Annotated in this window: 20 protein-coding genes and 1 pseudogene; 9 read left to right on the top strand and 12 right to left on the bottom strand. The window is 34.6% G+C overall.

What is annotated here, in order from left to right; all coding sequences use genetic code 11:
* Positions 1 to 116 precede the first annotated feature (116 nt).
* Positions 117 to 1,382: a D-alanyl-D-alanine carboxypeptidase PBP6B gene (locus tag B9T27_RS10215; RefSeq protein WP_171263384.1), complete on the bottom strand. Its 1,266-nt coding sequence runs from the start codon at positions 1,380 to 1,382 to the stop codon at positions 117 to 119.
* Between the two features lie 183 nt (positions 1,383 to 1,565).
* Here B9T27_RS10215 and B9T27_RS10210 point away from each other — a divergent pair, with 183 nt between their 5' ends.
* Positions 1,566 to 3,269: a M61 family metallopeptidase gene (locus B9T27_RS10210; RefSeq protein ID WP_086206722.1), complete on the top strand. Its 1,704-nt coding sequence runs from the start codon at positions 1,566 to 1,568 to the stop codon at positions 3,267 to 3,269.
* 238 nt (positions 3,270 to 3,507) lie between these two features.
* Positions 3,508 to 3,752: pseudogene (locus B9T27_RS15160) on the top strand (hypothetical protein); the annotation flags it as partial.
* Between the two features lie 16 nt (positions 3,753 to 3,768).
* Here the strand turns inward: B9T27_RS15160 and B9T27_RS15145 are convergent.
* The 3 genes from B9T27_RS15145 to B9T27_RS10190 all read right to left on the bottom strand — a co-directional run bounded on the left by B9T27_RS15145 (position 3,769) and on the right by B9T27_RS10190 (position 5,056).
* Complete coding sequence (locus B9T27_RS15145; protein WP_265733423.1) at positions 3,769 to 3,900, bottom strand: hypothetical protein; 132 nt, start codon at positions 3,898 to 3,900, stop codon at positions 3,769 to 3,771.
* Between the two features lie 336 nt (positions 3,901 to 4,236).
* Entirely contained in the window at positions 4,237 to 4,635 is a 399-nt protein-coding gene (gene uraH / locus B9T27_RS10195; protein ID WP_086206874.1) for a hydroxyisourate hydrolase, read from the bottom strand.
* 25 nt (positions 4,636 to 4,660) lie between these two features.
* Positions 4,661 to 5,056, bottom strand: a complete 396-nt coding sequence (locus B9T27_RS10190) for a heme-binding protein (protein WP_086206721.1) — start codon at positions 5,054 to 5,056, stop codon at positions 4,661 to 4,663.
* A 212-nt stretch (positions 5,057 to 5,268) separates the two neighbouring features.
* Between B9T27_RS10190 and B9T27_RS10185 the strand changes: the two genes are divergently transcribed.
* The 3 genes from B9T27_RS10185 (at position 5,269) to B9T27_RS10175 (ending at position 10,084) form a co-directional block, all read left to right on the top strand.
* The gene (locus B9T27_RS10185; protein ID WP_086206720.1) at positions 5,269 to 5,940 is read left to right on the top strand and encodes a heavy metal response regulator transcription factor; all 672 of its coding nucleotides are present in this window, start codon (positions 5,269 to 5,271) and stop codon (positions 5,938 to 5,940) included.
* The gene (locus B9T27_RS10180; RefSeq protein WP_086206719.1) at positions 5,937 to 7,310 is read left to right on the top strand and encodes a heavy metal sensor histidine kinase; all 1,374 of its coding nucleotides are present in this window, start codon (positions 5,937 to 5,939) and stop codon (positions 7,308 to 7,310) included. Before B9T27_RS10185 ends, B9T27_RS10180 begins: the two co-directional genes overlap by 4 nt.
* A gap of 542 nt (positions 7,311 to 7,852) precedes the next feature.
* Entirely contained in the window at positions 7,853 to 10,084 is a 2,232-nt protein-coding gene (locus B9T27_RS10175; RefSeq protein ID WP_086206718.1) for an NADP-dependent isocitrate dehydrogenase, read from the top strand.
* 328 nt (positions 10,085 to 10,412) lie between these two features.
* Here B9T27_RS10175 and B9T27_RS10170 read toward each other — a convergent pair whose 3' ends face one another.
* On the bottom strand, positions 10,413 to 11,237 hold the full coding sequence (locus B9T27_RS10170; RefSeq protein WP_086206717.1) for an rRNA large subunit pseudouridine synthase E: 825 nt from the start codon (positions 11,235 to 11,237) through the stop codon (positions 10,413 to 10,415).
* A 2,283-nt stretch (positions 11,238 to 13,520) separates the two neighbouring features.
* On the opposite strand from B9T27_RS10170, the gene B9T27_RS10155 reads away from it, so the two are divergent.
* A complete protein-coding gene (locus tag B9T27_RS10155) occupies positions 13,521 to 13,895 on the top strand; it encodes an MliC family protein (protein ID WP_086206716.1) in 375 nt (124 codons plus the stop codon).
* Positions 13,896 to 14,170: 275 nt separating this feature from the next.
* Positions 14,171 to 14,698: a GNAT family N-acetyltransferase gene (locus B9T27_RS10150; protein ID WP_086206715.1), complete on the top strand. Its 528-nt coding sequence runs from the start codon at positions 14,171 to 14,173 to the stop codon at positions 14,696 to 14,698.
* A gap of 118 nt (positions 14,699 to 14,816) precedes the next feature.
* Here the strand turns inward: B9T27_RS10150 and B9T27_RS10145 are convergent, their stop codons facing one another.
* Entirely contained in the window at positions 14,817 to 15,500 is a 684-nt protein-coding gene (locus B9T27_RS10145; protein ID WP_086206714.1) for an alpha/beta hydrolase, read from the bottom strand.
* Positions 15,501 to 15,723: 223 nt separating this feature from the next.
* The gene (locus tag B9T27_RS10140) at positions 15,724 to 15,957 is read right to left on the bottom strand and encodes a DUF2171 domain-containing protein (protein ID WP_086206713.1); all 234 of its coding nucleotides are present in this window, start codon (positions 15,955 to 15,957) and stop codon (positions 15,724 to 15,726) included.
* A gap of 989 nt (positions 15,958 to 16,946) precedes the next feature.
* Between B9T27_RS10140 and B9T27_RS10135 the strand changes: the two genes are divergently transcribed.
* Together B9T27_RS10135 and B9T27_RS10130 are read left to right on the top strand one after the other, a co-directional pair.
* The gene (locus tag B9T27_RS10135; RefSeq protein ID WP_086206712.1) at positions 16,947 to 17,210 is read left to right on the top strand and encodes a TIGR03643 family protein; all 264 of its coding nucleotides are present in this window, start codon (positions 16,947 to 16,949) and stop codon (positions 17,208 to 17,210) included.
* 52 nt (positions 17,211 to 17,262) lie between these two features.
* The gene (locus B9T27_RS10130) at positions 17,263 to 17,817 is read left to right on the top strand and encodes a lipocalin family protein (protein WP_086206711.1); all 555 of its coding nucleotides are present in this window, start codon (positions 17,263 to 17,265) and stop codon (positions 17,815 to 17,817) included.
* 213 nt (positions 17,818 to 18,030) lie between these two features.
* Here B9T27_RS10130 and B9T27_RS10125 read toward each other — a convergent pair whose 3' ends face one another.
* The 5 genes from B9T27_RS10125 to B9T27_RS10105 form a co-directional block, all read right to left on the bottom strand.
* Positions 18,031 to 19,077 carry a linear amide C-N hydrolase gene (locus tag B9T27_RS10125; RefSeq protein WP_086206710.1) on the bottom strand — a complete coding sequence of 349 codons (1,047 nt, stop codon included), beginning with the start codon at positions 19,075 to 19,077 and terminating at the stop codon, positions 18,031 to 18,033.
* A gap of 12 nt (positions 19,078 to 19,089) precedes the next feature.
* Positions 19,090 to 19,845 (bottom strand): hypothetical protein, encoded by a 756-nt coding sequence (locus B9T27_RS10120; protein ID WP_086206709.1) that lies wholly within the window; start codon positions 19,843 to 19,845, stop codon positions 19,090 to 19,092.
* A gap of 618 nt (positions 19,846 to 20,463) precedes the next feature.
* The gene (locus B9T27_RS10115; RefSeq protein ID WP_086206708.1) at positions 20,464 to 21,189 is read right to left on the bottom strand and encodes a sulfite exporter TauE/SafE family protein; all 726 of its coding nucleotides are present in this window, start codon (positions 21,187 to 21,189) and stop codon (positions 20,464 to 20,466) included.
* 97 nt (positions 21,190 to 21,286) lie between these two features.
* Positions 21,287 to 21,814 (bottom strand): hypothetical protein, encoded by a 528-nt coding sequence (locus tag B9T27_RS10110; RefSeq protein ID WP_086206707.1) that lies wholly within the window; start codon positions 21,812 to 21,814, stop codon positions 21,287 to 21,289.
* A gap of 147 nt (positions 21,815 to 21,961) precedes the next feature.
* Entirely contained in the window at positions 21,962 to 23,143 is a 1,182-nt protein-coding gene (locus B9T27_RS10105; protein ID WP_086206706.1) for a YbfB/YjiJ family MFS transporter, read from the bottom strand.
* Between the last annotated feature and the right edge of the window lie 464 nt (positions 23,144 to 23,607).

The following is a 23,607-nucleotide window of genomic DNA, read 5'->3' as shown; positions in this document are numbered from 1 at the left end:
ATAAATAAAAATGGGATGACATATTAATATCATCCCATTTTTTAATTCGAAGTTTTTTGTTTTACAAGTTACATATTTACAATAAAAAATGAGTTTAATTTTTTAGCGGTCGTAGCTTAGCCCAAAAGTGCTTTTAACCACATGATGAAACGCTCTAACCAGCTTGCTTGCTCAATATGGACTTCATCCTCAATGTCAAATGTTTGTATAAGCTTATTATTTTGATACACATTTACTTTGGCTAAATGCATCATTTGGGCTAAAGGTGCTGTAAGTAAAGATTCATTTAATTCAACATTTAAATGAGTTTGGGTTTCTTGTAGTGGCTCTATCGTCGAAACTAAGCCATTCGCATTTATAGTTGTCACTTTTTGATTGATATTATCAAAAGTCATTAGATCGATAGGCGCAGAATTGTTATATAAAGAAGTGGTCACAATTTGTGGTTTTTTAGCTTCAACCTTAAACATTTTTAGGGTTGATTGGATTACAGGAAGTTCAGCAATTAATTGTTTATTTTTAATAATTACTTCATCACGAGTATAGGCATAACCAAGGTTTAATAATTTATGGGCTACTTCAGCACGTTTAATGCCACTTTTTGAACCCATGACGACAACAATTAAACGGCGATCTGGCATTTCGGCAAGGTCTGTAGGGCGATGTGCTGTTAAAGCTAAGTTATGGCCCGCTGCTTTAGTAAAACCAGTTTTTAAACCATCTACAGTTGGATCCGCTTTTAAAACAAGATTGGTAGCACGGTGAAAGCGATGATTATAGCTAAAACTTGGCATGACAGAATAATGCAAATATTCAGGCGTGTGCATAGTTACAGCTTGGCCTAAAAGCGCCATATCATGCGCAGATGAGACATGATCTGGCATTGTTATACCAGCAGGATTAGTAAAGTGAGTGTCCTTCATTCCCAAGGCTTGTGCTTGCTGATTCATACGTGCTACGAAAGCTGGCACACTACCAGAAATACGTTCTGCCAATGTGACCGCAGCATCATTGGCAGACATGACAATTAATCCTGCGAGTAATTGATCAATTGAAATCTGCTCGCCTTGTTTAAGGTACATTTGAGATTCATCCCACTGCACCATTTGTACAACAGGGGTCGCTGTTAATATTTCATCTTTACGCAAATGCCCAGCTTCGATTTCCTGTAAGGCAATGTAGGCCACCATCATTTTGGTCATAGAGGCAGGCGCACGTTGTACATGGCTATTAAATTCGGCAATGGTTTGACCCGATTGCGCATCTAAGATAGTCCAAGCTTCAGCTTCAACTGTGGCAGGATTAATATTTAATAAAGCAGCATTAGCAAATGTAGAGCAGAAAAAGCTGAGTAGGGCGAAGACATAAGTAAAAATTTTCAACGAGGGAATACCTTTAAAGCCGATCCGGTGGCGATGTACGCACAAAACAGTGCGCATGCTATGCCTTTTTTTTTATCATGGCTAGTCAGATTTGTAGACAATTGCGACTAAGATCGCATGACTTTGTAAAAAAATGCTAATCTAATTGATAATTTATCTCTCTAGCATTTTTGAATACGAATTATGTTGCATTATCAGATCGAATTTGACGACTATCGTCAACATCTTGTGCATGTCACTGTGCGTTTTTTGGCAAACCCGACACAGATTTTATGGTTACCCAATTGGATACCAGGTAGTTATCTTTTACGCGAATTTTCAAAGCATCTTGAATCAGTCAAAGCCTACGATGAAGATGGACGTTTGCTGCAAATGAGCAAATTTGAAAAAAATAAATGGCGTTTATACAACACCGATCATGAGCTGATTACGGTGGAATATGATGTCTATGCTTATGATCTTTCTGTGCGAGGTGCATATGTTGATCAAACCCGTTTATATGTCAATCCTGCATGCCTATGTTTAGGCCTACAAGATCAGGATGATGCACCAGTCGAAGTTGAAGTCTTTCTACCGAATGAATTGAAACATTTCCAATTGGCGACAGGTCTAGAAAATAAGAGTTTGGTCAAAGGTCGTCATACTTTAAAAGCCAAAAACTATATGCAGTTGATTGATAGCCCTTTTGAGTTGGCAGATCAAACTCGCTTTAGTTTTGAAGCGAATGGTATTCCGCATGAATTTGTGGTGTCAGGAAAACACAGCATGAATGCTGAACGGATGCAGCAAGACATTGAAAGAATCTGTCGTACTGAGATTGCAATGTTTGGTTCAGCACCTTTTGAAAATTATACTTTTATGACTATGGCGACAGGCAATAGTTATGGTGGATTGGAACATCCGAATAGTACCAGTTTAATTACTCCGCGTGATGATCTCCCTAAAGCCAATGAACCAATTGAACCGTCGGAAGATTATCAACGTTTTCTTGGACTTTGTAGTCATGAGTACTTTCACTCGTGGTTGGTGAAATTTATTCGTCCTGAAAATTTTACGAATTATGATTTACATAAAGAAAGTTACACTTCTTTATTATGGATTTTTGAAGGTTTCACTTCTTATTATGATGATTTGATTTTGCATCGTAGTGGTGTGATTTCACAGGATTCATATTTGAAGTTGATCAAGGCGCAGATTGATCGTTATTTACAGAATCCAGGTCGTGAAATTCAAACGGTGGCGGAATCTAGTTTTGATGCGTGGGTTAAGTTCTATCGTCAGGATGAAAACTCAAATAATGCGGGAACGAGCTATTACAACAAAGGTTGTTTGGTTGCTTTAAGTTTAGACCTTGGATTGCGCTTACGTGGCTCAAGCTTAGATGCGTTAATGCGTCGTTTGTATGAAAATACCCTCAAAGGTATTCAAGTTAATGAACGGACGATCTTCGACTTGTGTAAAGAACTCACAGGTCAAGACTGGGCTGAGCAGATTAATCATTTGATTAATACTACAGATGAATTGCCATTAGACCAGTTGTTACCTGAGTTTGGTCTAAGCTATACATTGAAAAATGAAAAAGCATTACCATTTGGTTTAAAAGTTTCAGATAAACCTGAGGGTGTGTTAATTCAACAAGCTCGTCGTCATGGGGCAGGCGTGAATGCGGGTCTTTCTGCCAATGATGTGATTATTGCAATCGATGGTATTAAAGCCACTGAAAAATTATTGAATCAATATGCGAAACAGCAGGGTTCTTTTACACTTTATGCTTTCCGCCGTGATGAATTGATGCAATTTGAAGTGACTGGTGATGAAACAGGTTTAACCGCAGTTGAATTAAAAGTTGAAGATCAAAGTAAAGTTGAAAAGTGGTTGTTGTCTTAATGTAATAAGTTAATAAAAAAATATTGTAAAACCGATGTTTAGGCATCGGTTTTTTATTGGAAAAACAGTGAATAAGAAAAATTTGATTTTTGGAATAGCCGTAATATTTATTTGGCTCACTATATTTGTTATTTTTGTTATTTTTGTTATTTTTGTTATTTTTGTTATTTTTGTTATTTTTGTTATTTTTGTTATTTTTGTTATTTTTGTTATTTTTGTTATTTTTGTTATTTTTGTTATTTTTGTTATTTTTGTTATTTTTGTTATTTTTGTTATTTTTGTATTTAGTGATTTAACATATCCCTTATCTTTAAATGAGTTGGGTGGTTTTTTAGCAGGAATCTTTGCTCCTGTAGCTTTCTTTTGGTTGATTTTAGGATATATCCAACAAGGTAAGCAGTTAGACCAAAACACCAAAGCTTTAGGGCACAACACGAATAGGCTTTAAAGTTACAGATTGAGGAAATGAGAGAGAGTGTTAAGTAACAGAGACGGCTTACTAAGTTGCAGTCAGAATAGCTTCAAATGACTGATAATGTACATAAGCCTTATCTTGAACTGTATTAATTAAAGTTGGATATTCAGCCTGTAACACATTTGATAACAGAAAGGTCTGAAATTTTTTTTGCATTAATTTTTTACATTCGTTCAGCTATTAATGAATCTAGATCTATTTTTACTGATGACAATGGATAAAGTAATTTATCAAAGAGAAAAAATTATTCAGCGGTAGGAAAGTAGAATTTGTTCTTCGATTAGATTTTTTGGGTGATAAGCAGATTAATGAGTTTTTACACAAAAAGAAGAATGAATGTGAAGTCTAATTTAAAATTAGATTTCAAAATATTTATTTATATCGAATTGTAAGATATGACACTGATGATGTTAAAGATTTAAACTCTCTTTTGATAGATTGTTTAATAAAATAAAAAGCTCACAGATCTGAGCTTTTTATTAATCAGAAAATTTAGTTACCACGATAAGTCGAATAACCATACGGACTTAAAAGCAGTGGAATATGATAATGCTCTACAGAACCATCCACTTCAAAAATCACTGGGACTTCTGGGAAGAATGATTTTTGCTGGTGTGCTTTAAACCAGTCACCTGTTTTAAATGTCACTTTATACATACCTTTTTCTAACGTTTTACCTTCAGGATATAAAGCAGGAATACGTCCTTGTGCATTGGTCGTGGCTTGAGAAAGCTGAACCCATGTGCCATTTTTCTGTTCTTCAAGGCTAACTTTTACTTCTGATGATGGTAAGCCATCCTGTAAATTTAAAACATGTACACTTAAAGGATTCTGAGCATAGCTTAATGTTGCTATGAGTGTCGTTGCTACAGTTAACAATAATTTTTTCATCATAAGATTCTCAATTAAAATAAAGTTAAAGTGAATTTAACGTAGTTTGAATGCCTTGGTTGGCACAGTTGTGATCTTGTTCTGAACCGCCTGAACCAGCGACACCCACAGCACCTAAAATTTGCTTTTTATACACCACAGGCATGCCGCCACCGAGTAATAACAGCTCAGGTAGGGTATTTAGATTTTGTGCATCGGAGTTCTTTTGCGCATTTCGCATAAAATCCAGTGTGCTATTTTTAGTGGAATATGCGGTATAAGCTTTACGTTGTGCAGCAATTAAATTATGAGGGCCGACCGATTCATGACGTTGACTGGTAATAATGTTGCCACCCTGATCAAGCACGACTACAGCCGCAGCTTTAGACTGGCAGGACTGCATCACATTACGTGCCAGTGTATTGGCAATTTCTAAGCTCATCACGTATTCAGTCTTTAATTCCGCATGAGAGATTTGACAGAAAAGTAGCGGTAATATTGTACTGGTCAATATTGAGGTAATTGCTTTCATCTGGTTCACACATTAATTTTTATCTATAGGCATTAATCTAATTTATATTTGCCAATCAAGAGATGACAATCAGATTACGCTTTTGTAATCTTGTGCAATATAAACGAGCGTTAAAATACAGCATGAATATTTTAATTGTTGAAGATGAGTTGAAGATTGCGCAGTTTTTGGCACAAGGGCTGCATGAGTCTGGTTATCACAGTACAATTGCCAGTGATGGTTTAAAAGCCTTATCACTGTTAAAGCAGCAGTCTTTTGATTTGGTATTGCTCGATGTCATGCTGCCCAAATTAAATGGTTGGAGTGTATTAGAGACACTACGCACTTTTTCTAAAGTTCCGGTATTAATGCTCACGGCAAAAGACTACGTTTTAGATCGTGTCAAAGGTTTGGAGCTGGGTGCAGATGATTATTTAATTAAACCTTTTTCTTATATTGAGCTATTGGCTCGCGTAAAAAGTCTGTTAAGGCGAATTCCACAGCCAGAATTAGATTGTTATCAAGTTGAAAATTTGATCCTTAATCGCCTGAGCCATGCGGTATATCGAGATCAACAAAAAGTTGAGCTGACCAGCAAAGAATTTGTTTTATTGGAATTGTTAATGCTACATCAGGGCGAAGTTTTAACCCGAACACAAATTGCATCAATGGTCTGGAATATTAATTTTCAAACCGATACGAACGTAGTCGATGTGGCAATTCGGCGCTTGCGTGCCAAAATCGATGATCCTTTTAACCCCAAATTAATTCAAACAGTACGTGGAATGGGCTATAAATTGGCTGTGTTGGAATGAGTTTTTTACGGCAGTTGAGTTTGGAAATACGGTTGAGCATGGCATTGGCTCTAATTTCCTGCATCGTTTTTATGAGCATTGCTGGGATTTCATATCAAAATATGAAACAGATGTTGAGCGAGCAGCAAAATCAAATTTTAGCCGCACGTATCCAACGTATTGAGCTTTTTTTAGGTGATGCTGCGACTTTTCAGATATTGGTACAACACCCCAAGCTTTATGAAAATATGCTTGGGCAGGAAGATAGTTTACTGATTTTAAAAAATTTACAGCGCCATTTAATTGTGATTAATCCACTCGATATTCAATTACCAGCATTGCCTTACTCTACTCAAGTGCAATTTGTAGACAATAAAACGCATCAGGCAACAACCCGTTTAGCATACAAAAGTGTGTATTTTGAAGGTCAGTCATACCAACTAATTGCAGGCAAACAATTAGCGCCGATGCAAGTAATATTGCAGCATTATCTGTGGAAGCTGATTTTTAATAGTCTGATGGGCGTGTTGATCTTAAGTGTACTGGGTTGGTGGATTGGACATTATTTATTGCGTTCAATACGACTACTGATTTTGGATACTCGAGAAATTAATGCCTACAAGCTATCGCACCGTATACAGGTTGAGTCTAATAGTTTGGAAGTACAGCAACTTAGCCAAGCTATGAATGAAATGTTGGACAAGATACAGGGCAGTTATGAGCAACTGGCACGATTTTCTGAAGATATTGCACATGAATTGAGAACGCCTTTAAATAATTTAATTGGGCAAACCCAAATTACGTTATCGCAATCGCGGAGTAGCAGTGAGCTAGAGCAATTATTGTATTCACATTTAGAAGAATACGACCGACTCACGAAAATGATTGAAAATATGTTATTTATTGCCCGTTCAGAACATAGTCAATACATAGTAGAAAAACAACAATTGCAGTTAGAGGAAGTCATTGCACCATTACTTGATTACTTTAGCTTTATTGCAGAAGAAAAAAATATGACCTTTCAGCTGACTGGTGCAGAATGTTCGTATTTGTGGGCGAATTTAGAATTATTACAACGCGCATTATCTAATTTAATTATCAATGCTATTGATTATGGACAGCAAGATGGAAAAGTAAGCATATTTATACAGCAGCATGTTTCAACTATTGAAATCGCAGTTTTGACACATGAAATTTTTATTGAGGCACAACATTTAAACTATTTGTTTGATCGTTTTTACCAAGTGGATGAAAGCCGTCACGCACAAGCACGAACTGGGGGGTTGGGTTTAGCCATTGTGCAATCGATTATGCATTTGCATCAGGGTGATGTAAGCGTGAGTAATTCTAAGCAGGGTGTCATATTTCGTTTATTTTTTCCATCAGAATAGTATGTGTGAGTGATTGTATAAAATTTGATTAAATGAGTCGGATAAAATGTATAAGCTAAACATGTTGATTTAATTCATAATTTCGCATAAAAATTTAATGTAATATACTATTTTTTATATGTTTGTAGATTGTTATATGGGTTTTTTAGTATTTAGATTCGCTGTGTATTAGTTTTATGATGATATTGATTTGTCTCTTTTATTTTTAAAATAGACAGCGTACTACGACCAAGTTTATGTTTTGCTGTTCAATGGATCGCATTTTACGAGCTTTGAATTATCAGTCATACGATTTACTGAATATTTTTGCCATAAAAAGTAGAGATATGAGGAAAAACTAAATTCCACTTAAAATATTAGCATTAGTGGACAACACGAGTGAGGCATCATTTCGTAGCGAAATGTCGGTATCACTGATCTTACGTTGACTGAAATGCAATGAGGACGGATACTCTCAAGGTTTTATTAAAGCAAATCGGTTCGCAGGGGCTGAGTCATAAGCTCACTCCCTAAAAAACTCAATTCAACGCAAGGGGCTATATATGGCTGGTGGAAAGTCAACAATCATTTACACACTGACCGATGAGGCGCCATTGTTGGCGACTTACTCGCTACTGCCGATCATTGAGACCTTTACTAAGCCTGCTGGCGTCGAGATCGTCAAAACTGATATTTCTGTAGCATCACGTGTGCTCGCAGAATTCACGGATTACTTAAGCGACGAACAAAAGGTTCCCGATACACTCGCAGAGCTAGGTCGTCTTACGCAAGATCCAGATACTAACATTATCAAACTCCCAAATATCAGTGCTTCTGTTGGTCAGTTAATGGCATGTATCAAGGAACTTCAGTCGAAAGGCTATGCTATTCCTGATTATCCAGAAAATCCGACAACTGAAGAAGAAAAGGCGATAAAAGCGCGTTATAGCAAATGTCTTGGTTCGGCTGTGAATCCTGTGCTACGCGAAGGTAACTCTGACCGCCGTGCACCTGCTGCTGTAAAGAACTACGTTAAAAAGCACCCGCATTCAATGAGCGAGTGGAAGCAGTGGTCACAGACGCATGTATCACACATGGAAGAAGGCGACTTCTATCATGGCGAAAAATCAATGACACTTGACTGTGCTCGTAACGTCAAAATGGAATTGATCACGAAAAATGGTGAAACAATCGTTCTTAAGCCAAAAGTGGCATTAAAGGATGGTGAAATCATTGATTCAATGTTCATGAGTAAAAAAGCTCTGTGTGACTTCTACGAAAAAGAACTTGAAGATTGCCGTGAAGCAGGCATTTTGTTTTCTTTACACGTAAAAGCAACAATGATGAAAGTTTCACACCCGATCGTATTCGGTCACTGTGTGAAAATTTACTACAAAGATGCATTCGAAAAGCATGGTAAATTATTTGATGAATTAGGCATTAACGTAAACAACGGTATGTCTGGTCTTTACGAAAAAATCACAACATTGCCTACTTCTCTTCGTGAAGAAATCATTGAAGATCTTCATGCTTGTCAGGAACACCGTCCTGCACTTGCAATGGTAGATTCTGCAAAAGGTATTACCAACTTCCATTCACCAAATGACGTGATTGTAGATGCTTCTATGCCTGCAATGATTCGTGGTGGCGGTAAGATGTGGGGTGCTGACGGCAAACCTTACGATTGTAAAGCTGTAATGCCTGAATCTACATTCGCGCGTATTTACCAAGAAATGATTAATTTCTGTAAGTGGAATGGCAATTTTGATCCAAAAACCATGGGTACTGTACCTAACGTTGGTTTGATGGCGCAAAAAGCTGAAGAGTATGGTTCACACGATAAAACATTTGAAGTATCTGCTGCGGGTGTTGCGAATATCACCGACCTAGACACTGGTGAAGTGTTGATGTCACAAAACGTTGAAGAAGGCGATATCTGGCGCATGTGTCAGGTAAAAGATGCACCGATCCGTGACTGGGTGAAACTTGCGGTAACTCGCGCGCGTAACTCAGGTATGCCAGCAATCTTCTGGCTTGACCCGTATCGTCCGCACGAAAATGAATTGATTAAGAAAGTAGAAAAATACTTAAAAGATCATGATACGACTGGTCTTGATATTCAAATCATGTCACAAGTTCGTGCGATGCGTTATACACTTGAACGTGTAGCACGTGGTCTTGATACGATTTCTGTAACAGGGAATATCTTACGTGACTATTTAACTGACTTGTTCCCAATTATGGAATTGGGTACTTCAGCTAAAATGTTGTCTATCGTTCCGTTGATGGCGGGTGGTGGTATGTACGAAACTGGTGCGGGTGGTTCGGCTCCGAAACACGTTCAACAGTTAGTCGAAGAAAACCACTTGCGCTGGGATTCACTTGGTGAGTTCATGGCGCTTGCAGTTTCTCTAGAAGAAATGGGTATTAAAGAAGATAATGCTCGTGCGAAATTGCTTGCGAAAACGCTTGACCAAGCGACTGGTAAGCTTCTAGACAATGATAAATCTCCATCACGTCGTACTGGCGAGCTTGATAACCGTGGCAGTCATTTCTATTTAGCGAAGTACTGGGCTGAAGAGCTTGCTGCACAAGATGAGAATGCTGAACTGAAAGCGAAGTTTGCTCCACTTGCGAAAGCTTTAGCTGAGAATGAAGATAAAATCATTGCAGAACTGGCTGAAGTACAGGGTAAACCAGTTGATATCGGTGGTTATTACGCTATTGATCAAGCGAAAGTAAATGCTGTAATGCGTCCGAGTGTAACCTTAAATACAGTTCTTGAAACTGTTTAAGCTTAATGTAAAGCTGGCTCTCTAGAGCTAGTGATATAACTGAGAGCCGGTGTATATGCGCCGGCTCTTTTTTGTCTGTGAATGTTTCTACACAAGTACAGCCTTAAGGCTTTTTTCGCCAGAATGATAAATCTTTGATTGAAAATGGATTGTCTGTCTAGCATAGTGAAAGTTCTGGTGATAACTTCAAAGCTAAAAGTGTTTCAGCTATACACGGAATTGAGAAAGATATTTCTATATGAAGAGAGACAAGGCTTAAAGTGGGTCATAACTAAATTAATTTTGTAAAAAAAGCCCACCGAAGTGAGCTTTAATTAATCATTATATTTTAACGAGCATTACGCCCACGGCCACGTGGTGCTTTATTATTGTCACGAGTAGTACCATTGGTCTTACGACGTGGTTTATCCGCTTCATCCATTTGCCAAATACGGGTTGTACCACCATTTGGCGTTTTCTTGCCTTTAAATGGTGCTTCACCTTTTTCTTCACGCGCTTTATCTTTTGCAACAGAGAAATGCTGTTTCTTTTTCTGTGCAATTTTTTTCGGGAAGTCACGGCCAGTATATGGTTTATCCGCAGGCACATCTTTAAAATCAGGATAAAGCAACGGCTCAATCTCGATTTGCTCACCTGGTTTTAAACCCAGTTTTTCTAGACTGATTGTACCAATTTGTGTACGAATTAAACGTAAAGTTGGGAAGCCAACTGCAGAAGTCATACGACGTACTTGACGGTTACGACCTTCACAAATTGAAATTTCGACCCAAGTTGTTGGGACGGATGCACGGAAACGTACAGGTGGGATACGTTCCCATAACCATTCAGGTTCATCAATTTTTTTTGCTGTGGCTGGTAAGGTGATGCCATCTTTAAGCTCAACACCTTTACGAAGTTGCGCTAAAGCTGCTTCTGTAATATCGCCATCTACTTGTACAACATAAGTTTTAAACTTCTTGTTGGCAGGGTTGGTAATGTATTGGTTCAAACCGCCGTGATCGGTTAAAAACATCAAGCCTTCTGAATCTAAATCTAGACGACCGGCAATACGAAGCTCAGGATCTTGAATAAAATCAGAGATAGTTTGATGTTTCTCATCTGCACGAAACTGGGAGAGAACGTCATAAGGCTTATTTAAAATGACGATTTTCATTGTAACCTATTAATTAAACTAAATAAATTCTTTTGCAACTTGGATGTTATCCGTTTGGATACCCGTTTTGCGAGGGGTGGGGAGCAAAAATAAAGCCCACTATATATGGGCTACTATATCAGATTACAGTTTTGTGTTCTTCAACTTTTATTCTTTACACATAAGATGAATACCAGAATACATCCTTCAAAATAACGTAAGGCCAAAACAGTTTGTGAAATTGATCATAATAAATCATGAGCAATTCAGTGTTTGATTCTAGATATTAAATATATGAAGTCCTGGATGAATTCAGTTAAAGACCGCTATTTATATAGTAACGCATGATTGGGAGTGATTATATCAGCGCATACATAAAATGATGAATGTTATAATTTGAATTGGCTATGTTATATAGTTGGTATTATTTTGTAAATTATTGATAATGTTTACAAACATATAGTTTAGGAAGTAAAAAGTTGAAATTTTTAACACGAGGATTTCGATATTCTTTTAATTTTTTTAAGAGAGATTATTATTTATAGAATCTATGAGCCTTTTAAAGGTTTTAATATATATAGTATAATTTTTGCTTTAACACTAATGTATTCTTGGGCATATCTCCGCTATAAGTGGATGAAGTCATAGTAATTGAGTAGATATTTAAGCTCATCTAAAGATCGGATTTCAGTCTAAGAGTTTAAATTAGTTAAAGAAAATTATTCGATTTTTATATTGGTTTTTATTGTGATCGGTGGGTTTGGATACTCTTCTTACTCAGGAAGTTGGATATTGCCTTCAAGAATAGCTGAGACTGATGCTAAATGTTATGGTATTGATGTACCTAAAGATATTAAATATAAGTAATCGGAATTGTTCTGTTCCTATATTCGCATGACAAAAATTGAAAATAATAAAGAAAAATATAAATATTGTGTTAATCGAATAAATAATTGATATTTGTTGGCGCTAAATATTAAGCTTGAGCATTGCTAAGGGATACTTTTTTATTGAAGGTTAAAGTCACTTTAGGTGAGTGAAATGTTTACGTTGATGTTATCGGCTTTGTATCATAATTGAGTTTATATAGATTGTAATGTGATCACTCAATCAGCATTTAACAGTTAATATTTTGGCTGACTTTTTTCAGAGTTTACTTGATTATTTAATCTAAGTAAAAACAAAGTCCGCTTAGCAATAAGACGGGTATTTTAAAATAACGTGCTAAACCTAGCACCACAAAAAAAATTATGAATTCTTCCATTTTATTTTAAACGTGCTAATTTAATTGAATATAGTTATTAATATCAAAAATTAAATATAGATCGTAAGTTAAAATTTCTGAGCTTTACATATAAAGTGATAAGTAAAGAGTCATAGGCTTATATGGTATACCAAATATCATATGGCAATAAAAGCTCAGTCATTAGATTAGACTTTAGTTTTATTGACGCTGTTTATATGTCTTGATATTTATACAAGGTTGTTTTTTTAAAGAACAATAAAACCTTAATCAGCGCAAAAAGTTAAGGGGTAGCCTCACAGAAATGTGGGGTTTTTTAAATGCCTAATTTTGATTACAATAAATAGCAGCCTGCATATTTTTTTGATACCTTAAAAGAATTGATTTTTTAAATAAAATGAACAATGGGAAGTCTAATTAAAAAGAATAAGTTTATGATTGTATTTATATCATTTGTGCTTACTTGTTTGATATTTTTATTAATAAAGGGGGAGTTACCCCTTTCCCAAACAGGAAATATAGAAAAAGAATGTTTAGGTGTAAATATTCCTGAAAAGATCAAATACACTCAGACGAAAACTTATTGTAACTGCTTGAAAAATGAATTGAATTATAAAAATGAGCGTCATGCAATTAGTACATGTATAGATAAAATTGTAATGTAATAGTCTACTGACTTGGTAATATTATGACAAAACGAGCATAACTGCTAAAAGACGGTTTTTATGCTAGTGGAGCAGTTCTGATATTTTGAAGCCTTTAAGTCGTTTAGATTTGTGATGTCACTATATGTTTTATATAGGTTAGCTCAATACATAAATAGGGGAGTAAGGCAAGCAGTCGTATAAATTGGGTTGAATCTTTATGATTTAATCAAGCATTGAGTTGCCTATAAAAGCTATCATTAGGGGGTGCTTCTCATCATAAGTGATAAACCTAATTTGTATATTTTGAACTTATTGATATTGTAGTGAAAATGAAAAGTTATTTATCTATCGGTATAAGAATACTGGTGAATATGGTAAGTAATAATATCTATTTAGGTTTATAGGTATATTGGAATGAAAAAAATATTTTTGCTTTCTGCTTTAATTGGAGTGGGATTAATAGCTGGTTGTAATTCAAAAGATAAAGAATCAACACAAGATAAAGACGTAAGTGTTCCTGCTTCAACCGTTATCTCGAATGAGTCTATAGAACAAACTGTGATCTACGAGACAGCAGACAAGAAACAATATATCCTTACGACCACTGATAATTTTACGACCGCAAATTTAGTAGACAGCGATGGTAACAGCTATGAATTAAAAGAAGTGCCTGCAGGAAGTGGCATGAGACTTGAAGGTCCTAATGGAGTTGCCATCCACACTAAAGGTGATGAAGGAATTATCGAATTATCAAAAGATCAGATTATAGATATCAAAGAAGTTAAGTAATTATCTATAAGTAGCTGAATGTATTTTATATAAAACCCGATCGCATTCTAAATGTTGATGGGGTTTTATTTGCTGTTGAAGCCTATTATGGCAGATACAATAAGCTCAGAATATTTGCAATTCTATTGTGATGAACTCATGAAGTATCAAACTTTAAGTCGGACTAGATTGCTAAATCGATGAGCGGGTTAATATTCTTTATTTAAAAAAACTTTTAGAGAGCTTTTTCTCAGAAACTGCATTTGATTAATTGTAGGGGATATTTAAGAATTATCATGCTAGAAACAGAACGCTTAGTACTTCGGCAATGGAAAGAAAGTGATTATTTACCTTTTATTCATATGGGGTTTGATTCTGAAGTCATGAAATACTTTCCTAATTGTTTAACACAACAGGACAGCCTTAATTTTATTAAGGCTGTCACTGGTATGATTGATGAAAATAAATGGGGGTTTTGGGCTGTAGAGTTAAAAGATAGCCAAGAGTTTATTGGATTTATAGGTTTGCATAGTCAGCCGACTCAGTTTGATTTCTCCCCTTGTGTTGAAATAGGTTGGCGATTAGCAAAAGACTTTTGGGGGCAAGGTTATGCAACGGAAGGTGCAAAAGCAGCTTTAGAATATGCTTTCAATACCTTGAATTTGGACAAGGTTGTATCATTTACAGCTTCTGTAAATAAACCATCAGAATCAGTAATGAAAAAGTTAGGTATGATAAAAGTAAAAGAATTTAACCATCCAAAACTTCCACCAAACCATTATTTAGAAAAGCATATTTTATATGAGATATACAGACCTATTTAACTGAATGGTCACGATACAAAAATAAAACTAGGAGCTTGGCTTCCATTTTTATTTGAGCATTTTTCTGAAATTATATTTCGGATTAATGAAACGTTTAATATTAGCGGCTAAACTCATCTTAAAATGATAAAGCAGCCTTAATAATAAAATCAGCTATTTCATTAGGTCTTGATGCAAGAGAAGCATGACTAGCGTCAAGCTCAATAACTTCTTTTGCATTTAGTCTATCTGCCATTTTTCTTTGGTTCTCAGGAGCAATCATACGATCTTGATTTGAAATTTGATACCAAGAGGGTTTAGTCTTCCATGCAGGTTTCACTATCGCATCACCAAATGTACTCGCAAGAGGCGCTTTTTGAGCAATAGCCATAGCTATAGATTCTGTAGGATCTAAATCCTGACAGAAACTTTGATGATATTTTTCTGCATTTACCCATAAGTAGCCATCACTATCTGGATAAAGATTAGCAGCAGCTTCAGGTGGATGCTGTTGAGTAATCATACCAGGGCTTTCTGTCGTGTCTGGTGCAAATGCTGCAATATAGACCAATCCAACGACTTTTTCATTATTACCAGCTTCAGTAATGACTGCGCCACCATATGAGTGACCAACAAGCAATACTGGCCCCTCGATCTGATTAATCATCTTGTTGGTTCTTTCAACATCATCGGCTAAGGATGTTAAAGGAATTTCTACAGCTTTTACTGAAAAATTTTGCTTAATTAATAAAGAAATGACATGTTGCCAATGGAGAGCATTTCCCCAAAATCCATGAACCAATACAATTGTAGGTAGTTTCATATTTTCCTATTCTTTTGATGAAGCTTCGCTTTAAAGAATAGCTAATTTTTTTTACTGATATATTATTTTTTGTACGCCTTAATCAATGATCTTCTCATTTAACATACTGGTGTTTATACGAGATATTTGAATTATTTATCTAGGTTAGCAAGATTATTGAAGTCATTAGTAGATTAAAGAGAAAGTACAAAAAAGCTCTCAGATGAGAGCTTTTTAAATCCGATTAAATTTTGGTCCAACTATCTTTCACTTCGTGTGAATCTTTACTGAGCATGATTTTCTCACCTTTGATTTCGCTAACCCAAGAAGTAGGGATTAGGTGATGATGGCCATCGCCATGCTTTGTGAGTTTGATTTGATTTGAGCCTTCAAGATGATCTACATTCCCCACTTTTGTTCCGCATGATGCAATTACTTCTGAATGGTGTTTAATATCAAGCGTATTAATAGTAGTCATTTAATACCTCAGATGTCGTGTTAAATCGAACAACTAATCTAAATTATTAATAGAGTTAAATCCTGAAATGCAATAAAACTGGTACAAACCCTTAACGAACTTTACTTTATGGATTTTATGTAAAATCTCACTGAGAATTGTTTTAATTGAAATAAGTAGGTTAATGTAGTATAAAAAAAATACAACAATAAAAATGTGGAGAAACTAATGAGATTTATTGATCTTAGTGTTCTTGTTGTGATGTATTTATTTTTAACGGTTTTAGTATATGTTATTGGGCAATCTGCCTTTCACTCATTCCTATAAATAAAAATAAAGCACCTTGGGGTGCTTTATTTTTATAATATGGATGGGGGTGTTTCATTATTTTTTGAGTATATTTACCTGCAGCATAAAGTTTGATCCGATTTCATCGATGTGCATATTAAATAAGTTTAGAAAATAATTAATACAAGTGATTGAATATAAGTCAGATTTAACCTCATAAAGTGTAATAAATTCATTTTGATGTAATGTTAAATTCCTATGCTTTTTTACATTCAATGTTTTTCTCCTTTTCTCTTTACAAGTTTTAAATTTTTATCAATTTAATTTTAGCTGTATATTTTTATTATATGCCTCAAATGACTGATGTATGCTGATAAAAATGGAGACTTTAACTTGGTAAACTATTATACATACTCATAAGTTCTTACAGCTATAGGGCTTTGTTACGCCAACCTATTTTTAATAAATTCCTCAACACTATATTCCTCAGTGAATAAGCTTGCACTTAAAACCTAGAATACGGTTAATAGGTTTTCTTATAACCAAACTTTAATTAATCTAGGAAAGCTTTCGATTTGATTTTATCTAAATATTAAGAGTGTTGTGTATGTCGAGCATTATGTTAAATTAATATTATTAGAGATATTCTATCCGATTTATAGATTGTGATGAGTTACAGTTTTATTTCGAAGTCTTACTTTAGAAAGTATAGGAGTAACAGTATGCTAAGTACTAAAAAAGTAATTGATGCTGATGTATCTCGGATTATTGAAATGGCATGGGAGGATCGAACGCCATTTGAAGCTATTCAACGTGAATATAGCTTAAATGAATCTGCTGTTATCCAATTTATGCGCCAAAATCTAAAGTCAGGTAGCTTTAAACTATGGCGTAAACGAGTAACCGGTCGTAAAACGAAGCACTTACATTTACGTATACCTGATATCAGTCGAGCTTATTCTAGTCATCAATATAAGCATCAATGAATATTTTGTTCACGTGTACTATTCTAGGTGCATAAACTATTAAGGTAAAAAGATGAATACGCTAATCAAATCAATTTGTAAGGGCATGGTTTTTGGAATCAGTAGTTTAATGCTAACAGTCACATCTCATGCTGAAACTAAGGCTCCACAAGCTGTCGAAAAAATAGATCTTCAACAATATATAGGTAAGTGGTATGAAATCGCCCATTTACCAAACTATTTTCAGCGTAAATGTGCATCAAATACCACGGCACAATATGGTGTAAATACGGATCAAACCATATCAGTATTAAATAGCTGTCGTACAGCAACTGGTGAAATGATTAGCTCAATAGGTGTTGCTTATCCAAAAAATAGTGGTAACAGTAAACTTAAAGTAAGTTTTCTGCCAAAAGGCCTAAGATGGTTACCCTTTACTAAAGGAGATTATTGGATACTGCGTATTGATCCAGACTATAAAGTTGCTTTAGTTGGTGGTCCAAATGATAAATATTTATGGATTTTGTCACGTGATGCAAAAATTGATGAAGCAACTTATCAATCATATTTAAATACTGCAAAAAACTATGGGTATGACGTCAGTAAATTGATTAAAACACCTCAATAATGATAAGCCAAACATTTTGGCCGCTAAAAAAACCTAATCGTACATTAGGAAATACCCAAATTATTTTTTATATCAGTTTGATGTCTGAATAAAAGAGGGTAGTCGAACGATGCTGAATTTGGTGCATGGCTGAGAAAGTAAAAAAATTATTATTAAAAAAAGCCCTTTCGGGGGCTTTCTCCGTATAAGCAATACGATATTAAATGTTGATTCTTATTTAATACCTAAGAATTCAAAAGGCTTGGTCACTTTAAATGATGAGTTAGCTTTTCCTGCATATATTATTGCTTGATCTTTACCTAATTCTAATTTTTTTGATTTGCCATCGTTAAAATTAATATCTTTTAAGTCGACCCAAAACGTATTTGGTGATACAGCTGACTCAAAGAAATATAAACCTCTTTTATGGTCTACAACTGTGCGCCAGCGTGTAGAGGAAATATTAGGTTCTTCTGCTGTGTTAAGACCAAAAGGAACTGAAACATTCCGAATCACACCAAACACACTTGCTAAAGAATGTTCATGACTGGCATTTTTAGGAATGGCATCAATATAAAATGAAGCACGGGCAAAGCGATCAGAAGCACGGTTCGTTCCTGGTAGCATTACTGTTCCACCAATTTGCTGCCAATAAGTATTTAGCGCTAATTGCTGATCAAATATGGGTGAGTTGGTCATTACCTGATATTTACGATTGTGGTGAATGACCTGTTTCCCATTAATATATTCAATAATTGCACTATCACCTGATGCATCAGAGATTGATAAATGTAGAGTGGTTAATCGTTTGTCACCTGGTACCATGTCTGTTACGACAATGAATGGTTCTTTTTCTAAAGCTTTGATCGCTTCATCAACAGTTGCATAGTTATCTAAAACGTATTGTGCCCATAGTGAAATGCTTAATGGTGGTTTTTTATTATTTTTAGCATCTGGATATTCAGATTCTACCAACCATAATAAATTAGCAACCAAGCCTTTTTCATTGACACCATCTGTAGTAGAAACATCATAACCTGTTGCGACAACACTACCATATTTAGATGTCCATTGAATTGAATTGGGGCCAGCTAATCCAGTCCGTTTAACATTATTGGGTAAAATCCATAAGTCTGTTCCCACATCTTGTTTCCAGTCCATAGAGCGAGCAGTAATGATTTCATTCTCACCTAAATAAACGACGCGAGTACATGCCATAGCAGCTCCTGCAGCTACTAAAAGCCCAGCAGTAAAAATTACTTTTTTCATTATATTATTCATTGTTTAACCCTTTTAGAAAATTGGTAAGTTCATGCCTATAACTGGCCCATGTTGCTGAATATCCCACTGGAAATGATTAGATTTATAATCTTGTTCAAAATACCGATAACCAACTCTTAAGTTTAAATTCCGGTTCATAATAGGAATTCGATACCCTAAATAAGCTTGAGCAGAAATTGTATTTTCTACACCAAAAGTGACTTCTGAAGCTAAATTCCAAGGCGAATCAAAATTATATTTAAATCGAGATCCCCAAAAAAACTCATCCCATGAAGTATCTATTTTTGCTGTTTTATTCAAAACACCAAGGGTTGCTTCAGCTTTAGTATTGTGCACACCGATAGTTGGTTCAATGATTAACTTTGGCTGACTTTTAGATGTAACATAAGGGGAAATATAAGCTTGGTAATAAATGCCATAACTACTCTGATCTAACTTTGTATTTAAGGCAATCGGTAGATTCATTGCATTCTTATTTTGTGCGGTTTTTACAATTTGCTTATCTGCAAAAAGCCCCCATTTCCCTTTAGAAAGATCGGCATGTGCCATAAATGAGCTATCTAATTCTTTTATCGTTTCCTTAAAAGGCTGATCTACATCATAATTAATATTGCCCTGACTTATTGAACCATTAACATCTGCAGCGAATACATATAAGTTAACATTTAGCTTTGGGGCACCTTGAAAGGTTTCTATAAAGCTTTCTGCCATAGCAGTTTGATTAAGTAGGATACCCATTGAAAGATATAAATATGTTTTAGTTTTCATGTAGTCTCCCTTTTTTATAATATTTACCATATGTTCAATATTTAGGCTATGATTTATTTGGACATTTTTAAGGCATATTTAGAGTGGTAAAAAGATATTTTTAATTTCCAGAAAGAATACAGATTATCGCTTGATCTGATCTGAATTCCTATTTTTCTTCTCTTATTAAAAAGACTTTATTTTCATTTTTCGATTACAGCACTTCAAACTAGTTGTACCAGAAAAGCCTCGTAGCTTTAATACGATTCGACTTTATGATGCATTTTATGAAGATATTTTGACAAGAAAACGTACTGTTAGTGATTTTGCTCATGCAGCTCGTCTTAGCCAATTACTTGACGATATAATGCGTTCATCTGTTAAAGATCATCGGATTGTAAAGGCTAATTGGCCTACAGCCTAGATATGTTCTTTGATCGTATTATGATTGTCTAACTTTAAAAACAATCATAATATTAAGCTATTAATTATACTACGGTTAGATTGGTTTTTTAAAAACCGATACAAGTATAATAGCGACTTTTTACTTCAAATAATTATTATTTAATAATAAAATTTTACTGTTTGGCTTGTGTCTTTTAATTTATGATCATCGTCAAGAAATGAATTAATTTTATCTTATTTATAAAATGCAGTGCCTATCATTGATAATCCAGCAATTACTAACATACTATCCAGTAAAAAATTAAACATTTTTTCTGACATCTTTAACACAAACACTTTACCGATATAATTTCCGATAATTAAGGAAGATCCTACCATAATACCCGCAAATAAAATATTCTGCTGTAAAACACCCAAAGCTCCAAAAGTTAAGCTTTTAGTAAAATAGATAGCAAAAGATGCAGCTGCTTCAGTTGCTAAAAGAGCACCTTTGGTTAATCCAAATCCATTAAATACAGGTAATAAAAGTGGTCCAGTTGAAAAAACAACTCCTGTAATGAATCCAAGCAATCCACCAGCAATAACCATTTGCCAATTTTTAATATGTAAGTTTTTTTGTTTTACATAATGTCTTAATGGAATGAGTAAAAAGAAAAATAATCCAATAAAAAGATTAGATAGTTGAGCGGGTAGAATCCAAAGAGTATTTGCACCCAAAATAGTTGCAGGAATACCTAAACTTGTAAATAGTAAAAATGCTTTAATATTTAGATCTTTACGCCAAATAATTACACGAGAAATATTTCCCATGATTGATGCAATTGCCATGATAGGAACGGCTAATTTCGCACTAAAAATATAAGCTAAGATAGGTAATAAAATAATGGATGAACCAGTTCCGACTACACCACTTATTATTCCAGAGAAAATACCGATAATGGCAAGTGCGATATAAATCATCTTCAAAGCATGCTTAAATAATGATGCACAATTGTAACTTAAACACTATTCAAAACCATAGCGAATAGCATGTAATAAATCTAAGTAAAATGATTAATCAGGTTTTTTTTGAAATATTCTGTTCAATTAACTTTGTTTGCGCATCTATTTTAAACATAATTTCTTCCATTTTTTGTTCAAGAGCACTGGATTGATTTTTATCCATATTTTCTTGAATACTGTGTTCGGTTACCTTGATAGCAAGTTGGTTAAATTCTTTTAATAAGTCTCTTAGATTATTTACTTCTGAACTTTTAATATCAAGATGATCTAATTGTTGATTGTATTTTTGAGTAAAGTTTTTCATTTGATTTAGAATTAGATGAGCTTTTTTATAATCTTTATTATGCATAGCATCAATAATTTGATAGCGGAAATCAGTGTTTTCTGATTCAGCCAAAACAGGTATTGATTGTAGAGCAGCAAAATCTTTAGTCACATCGTCTGAATTTTTGATTGTAAATATTGTATTCGATATAGCCGATTCTGAACTACTTTTATTATCATTTACCTTGTTTTGATTTTGTGAGCATCCTGAAATATGAATGATAGATAAGAATACTAAGATTATGTTTAGTTTTTTCATGACGACTTTTAAGTAAAAATTAAGTATTAATTTTATCAGATTTTATTGGCGCAGTAGAATGACTAATGACACTTCAATATGAACTTAATATATGAGTGAGTTAACAATGGGATGAAACTTTAAAAAAGAATCAAAAAACGCTTCAATTTACTCTTTATGAGGAGTAGTTTTTTTCTGAACCTTCGATGTATACCAAACCAACTGCAATGTTCCCAATAATAATACCAATGAAGCCAGTAAAAACTGTTGATGATAGGATATGCCAAAATTTTGTAGCATACTAAAAGTTAGCCCCCCAACTAATTGTGTCATTGCAAAACTTAGTGTGGCGATACTCCAGAGTTTTTTATAGGCTGTTCCATATAGCTGTAAAATCGTATAAGAGGTTAGGAAGACCACAGCTGGATTTAACATTCCAGTAAAAAATGAGGAGGTCAGCGTTAAAATAAATGTATTGCTAACAATGGCAATAAAGATTGCAAGCACATAAATACTGTATAGAATTTTGAGTGCAATGAAATTTCCAAATTTTTTAGCAAGTAAATATGCTGTAAATGCACCTAAAGCACTGCCTAATCCATAGAGCATCCAATTCGCATTCATCCAAAATAAGTTGAGATGTAGTGTATTGGTTAAATAATCAATCCAGAAAAGTGAGTGCGGTACATAAGCAAATGCACTACAGGCATAGACAATTAATAAACTAAAATATAAACCTGTCAGTGGTGTTTCTTGAATATTTTGACGAGTCGAGTGAGTGAGCTGTTGTTTAAATTGTTGCAGTAACAGACTTACAATAACACTAATGCTGAGCGCGAATCCGAATAGAATCATCCAAGCAGTTTGTGTGGAGATTTGATCTAAATACGGCAGAAAAAGGGTAGCCAGTAATACCCCAATGCCAATGCCACTAAAGCCAATAAAATTAATGGTGAAACGATCTTTTAACTCGCAACATTGCGCGACAATGCTCGGTGCTAAAATCATGAGTAAACCGCCACTAATGCCAGAAATAATCCGCCAAAAGATATACCAAATTTCAGGAAAAGTTGCGAAAGCACAACTCAGTAAACTAATAGTTCCCGCAACTGCAGCCGCTTGAATATAAATGGGCATGCTTTTATTTTGTGGTAGACGCATTGCCCAAAAAGCACCAATTAAATAACCCAATAAATTTGCGCTACCTAAAATACTGGCAAAACTAGCTGACCATCCAAATGCTTCACGTGTTGATGGAAGTAAAGCTGTATAGGAAAAGCGTAATAAGCCGATGCCTAAGCACATACTTAAGCACAAAAAAAGACTCAGTTTTACTTTATTCGAGAACATCCTGTCCCTTTATATCATTGACTATTTGGTCAAATATTAAATAAACGATAATTCTAGTCATTCAATAAAACAAGGTAAATCAGCTTAGACTTTAGATATTGTTAACTTGAAATATAGCGTATTTCATCATTTATATTAGATTATTTATGGAAGTCTATAATTATAGTATTTGTGCTGTATCCATCTGATTGCATTTTTCTACAGAACAATAAAGCTCAGTATCGCTGAATAAAAGTTAGTTTTATCTATCGAATAGATTAATTATTCTGTATTGATTTGAATCTCTGCAACAATCAGCCAGTCAGATGCTTTAGCATTTTTAAGAAAAAGTTTAGCTGATTTATATATTAAGCAGATATAACTTTGTTTTTTAAGTAGATACAAGGTGTTGAAAAATGAGCAACAATATCTACAAAAATGATAAAGACTGTTTAGCTTATCGAGATTGCCTTATAATTTGTATA

The organism is Acinetobacter sp. ANC 4648, assembly GCF_002135345.1.
Taxonomy (GTDB): Bacteria; Pseudomonadota; Gammaproteobacteria; order Pseudomonadales; family Moraxellaceae; genus Acinetobacter.
This window is presented reverse-complemented; position numbering and strand designations above follow the sequence as displayed.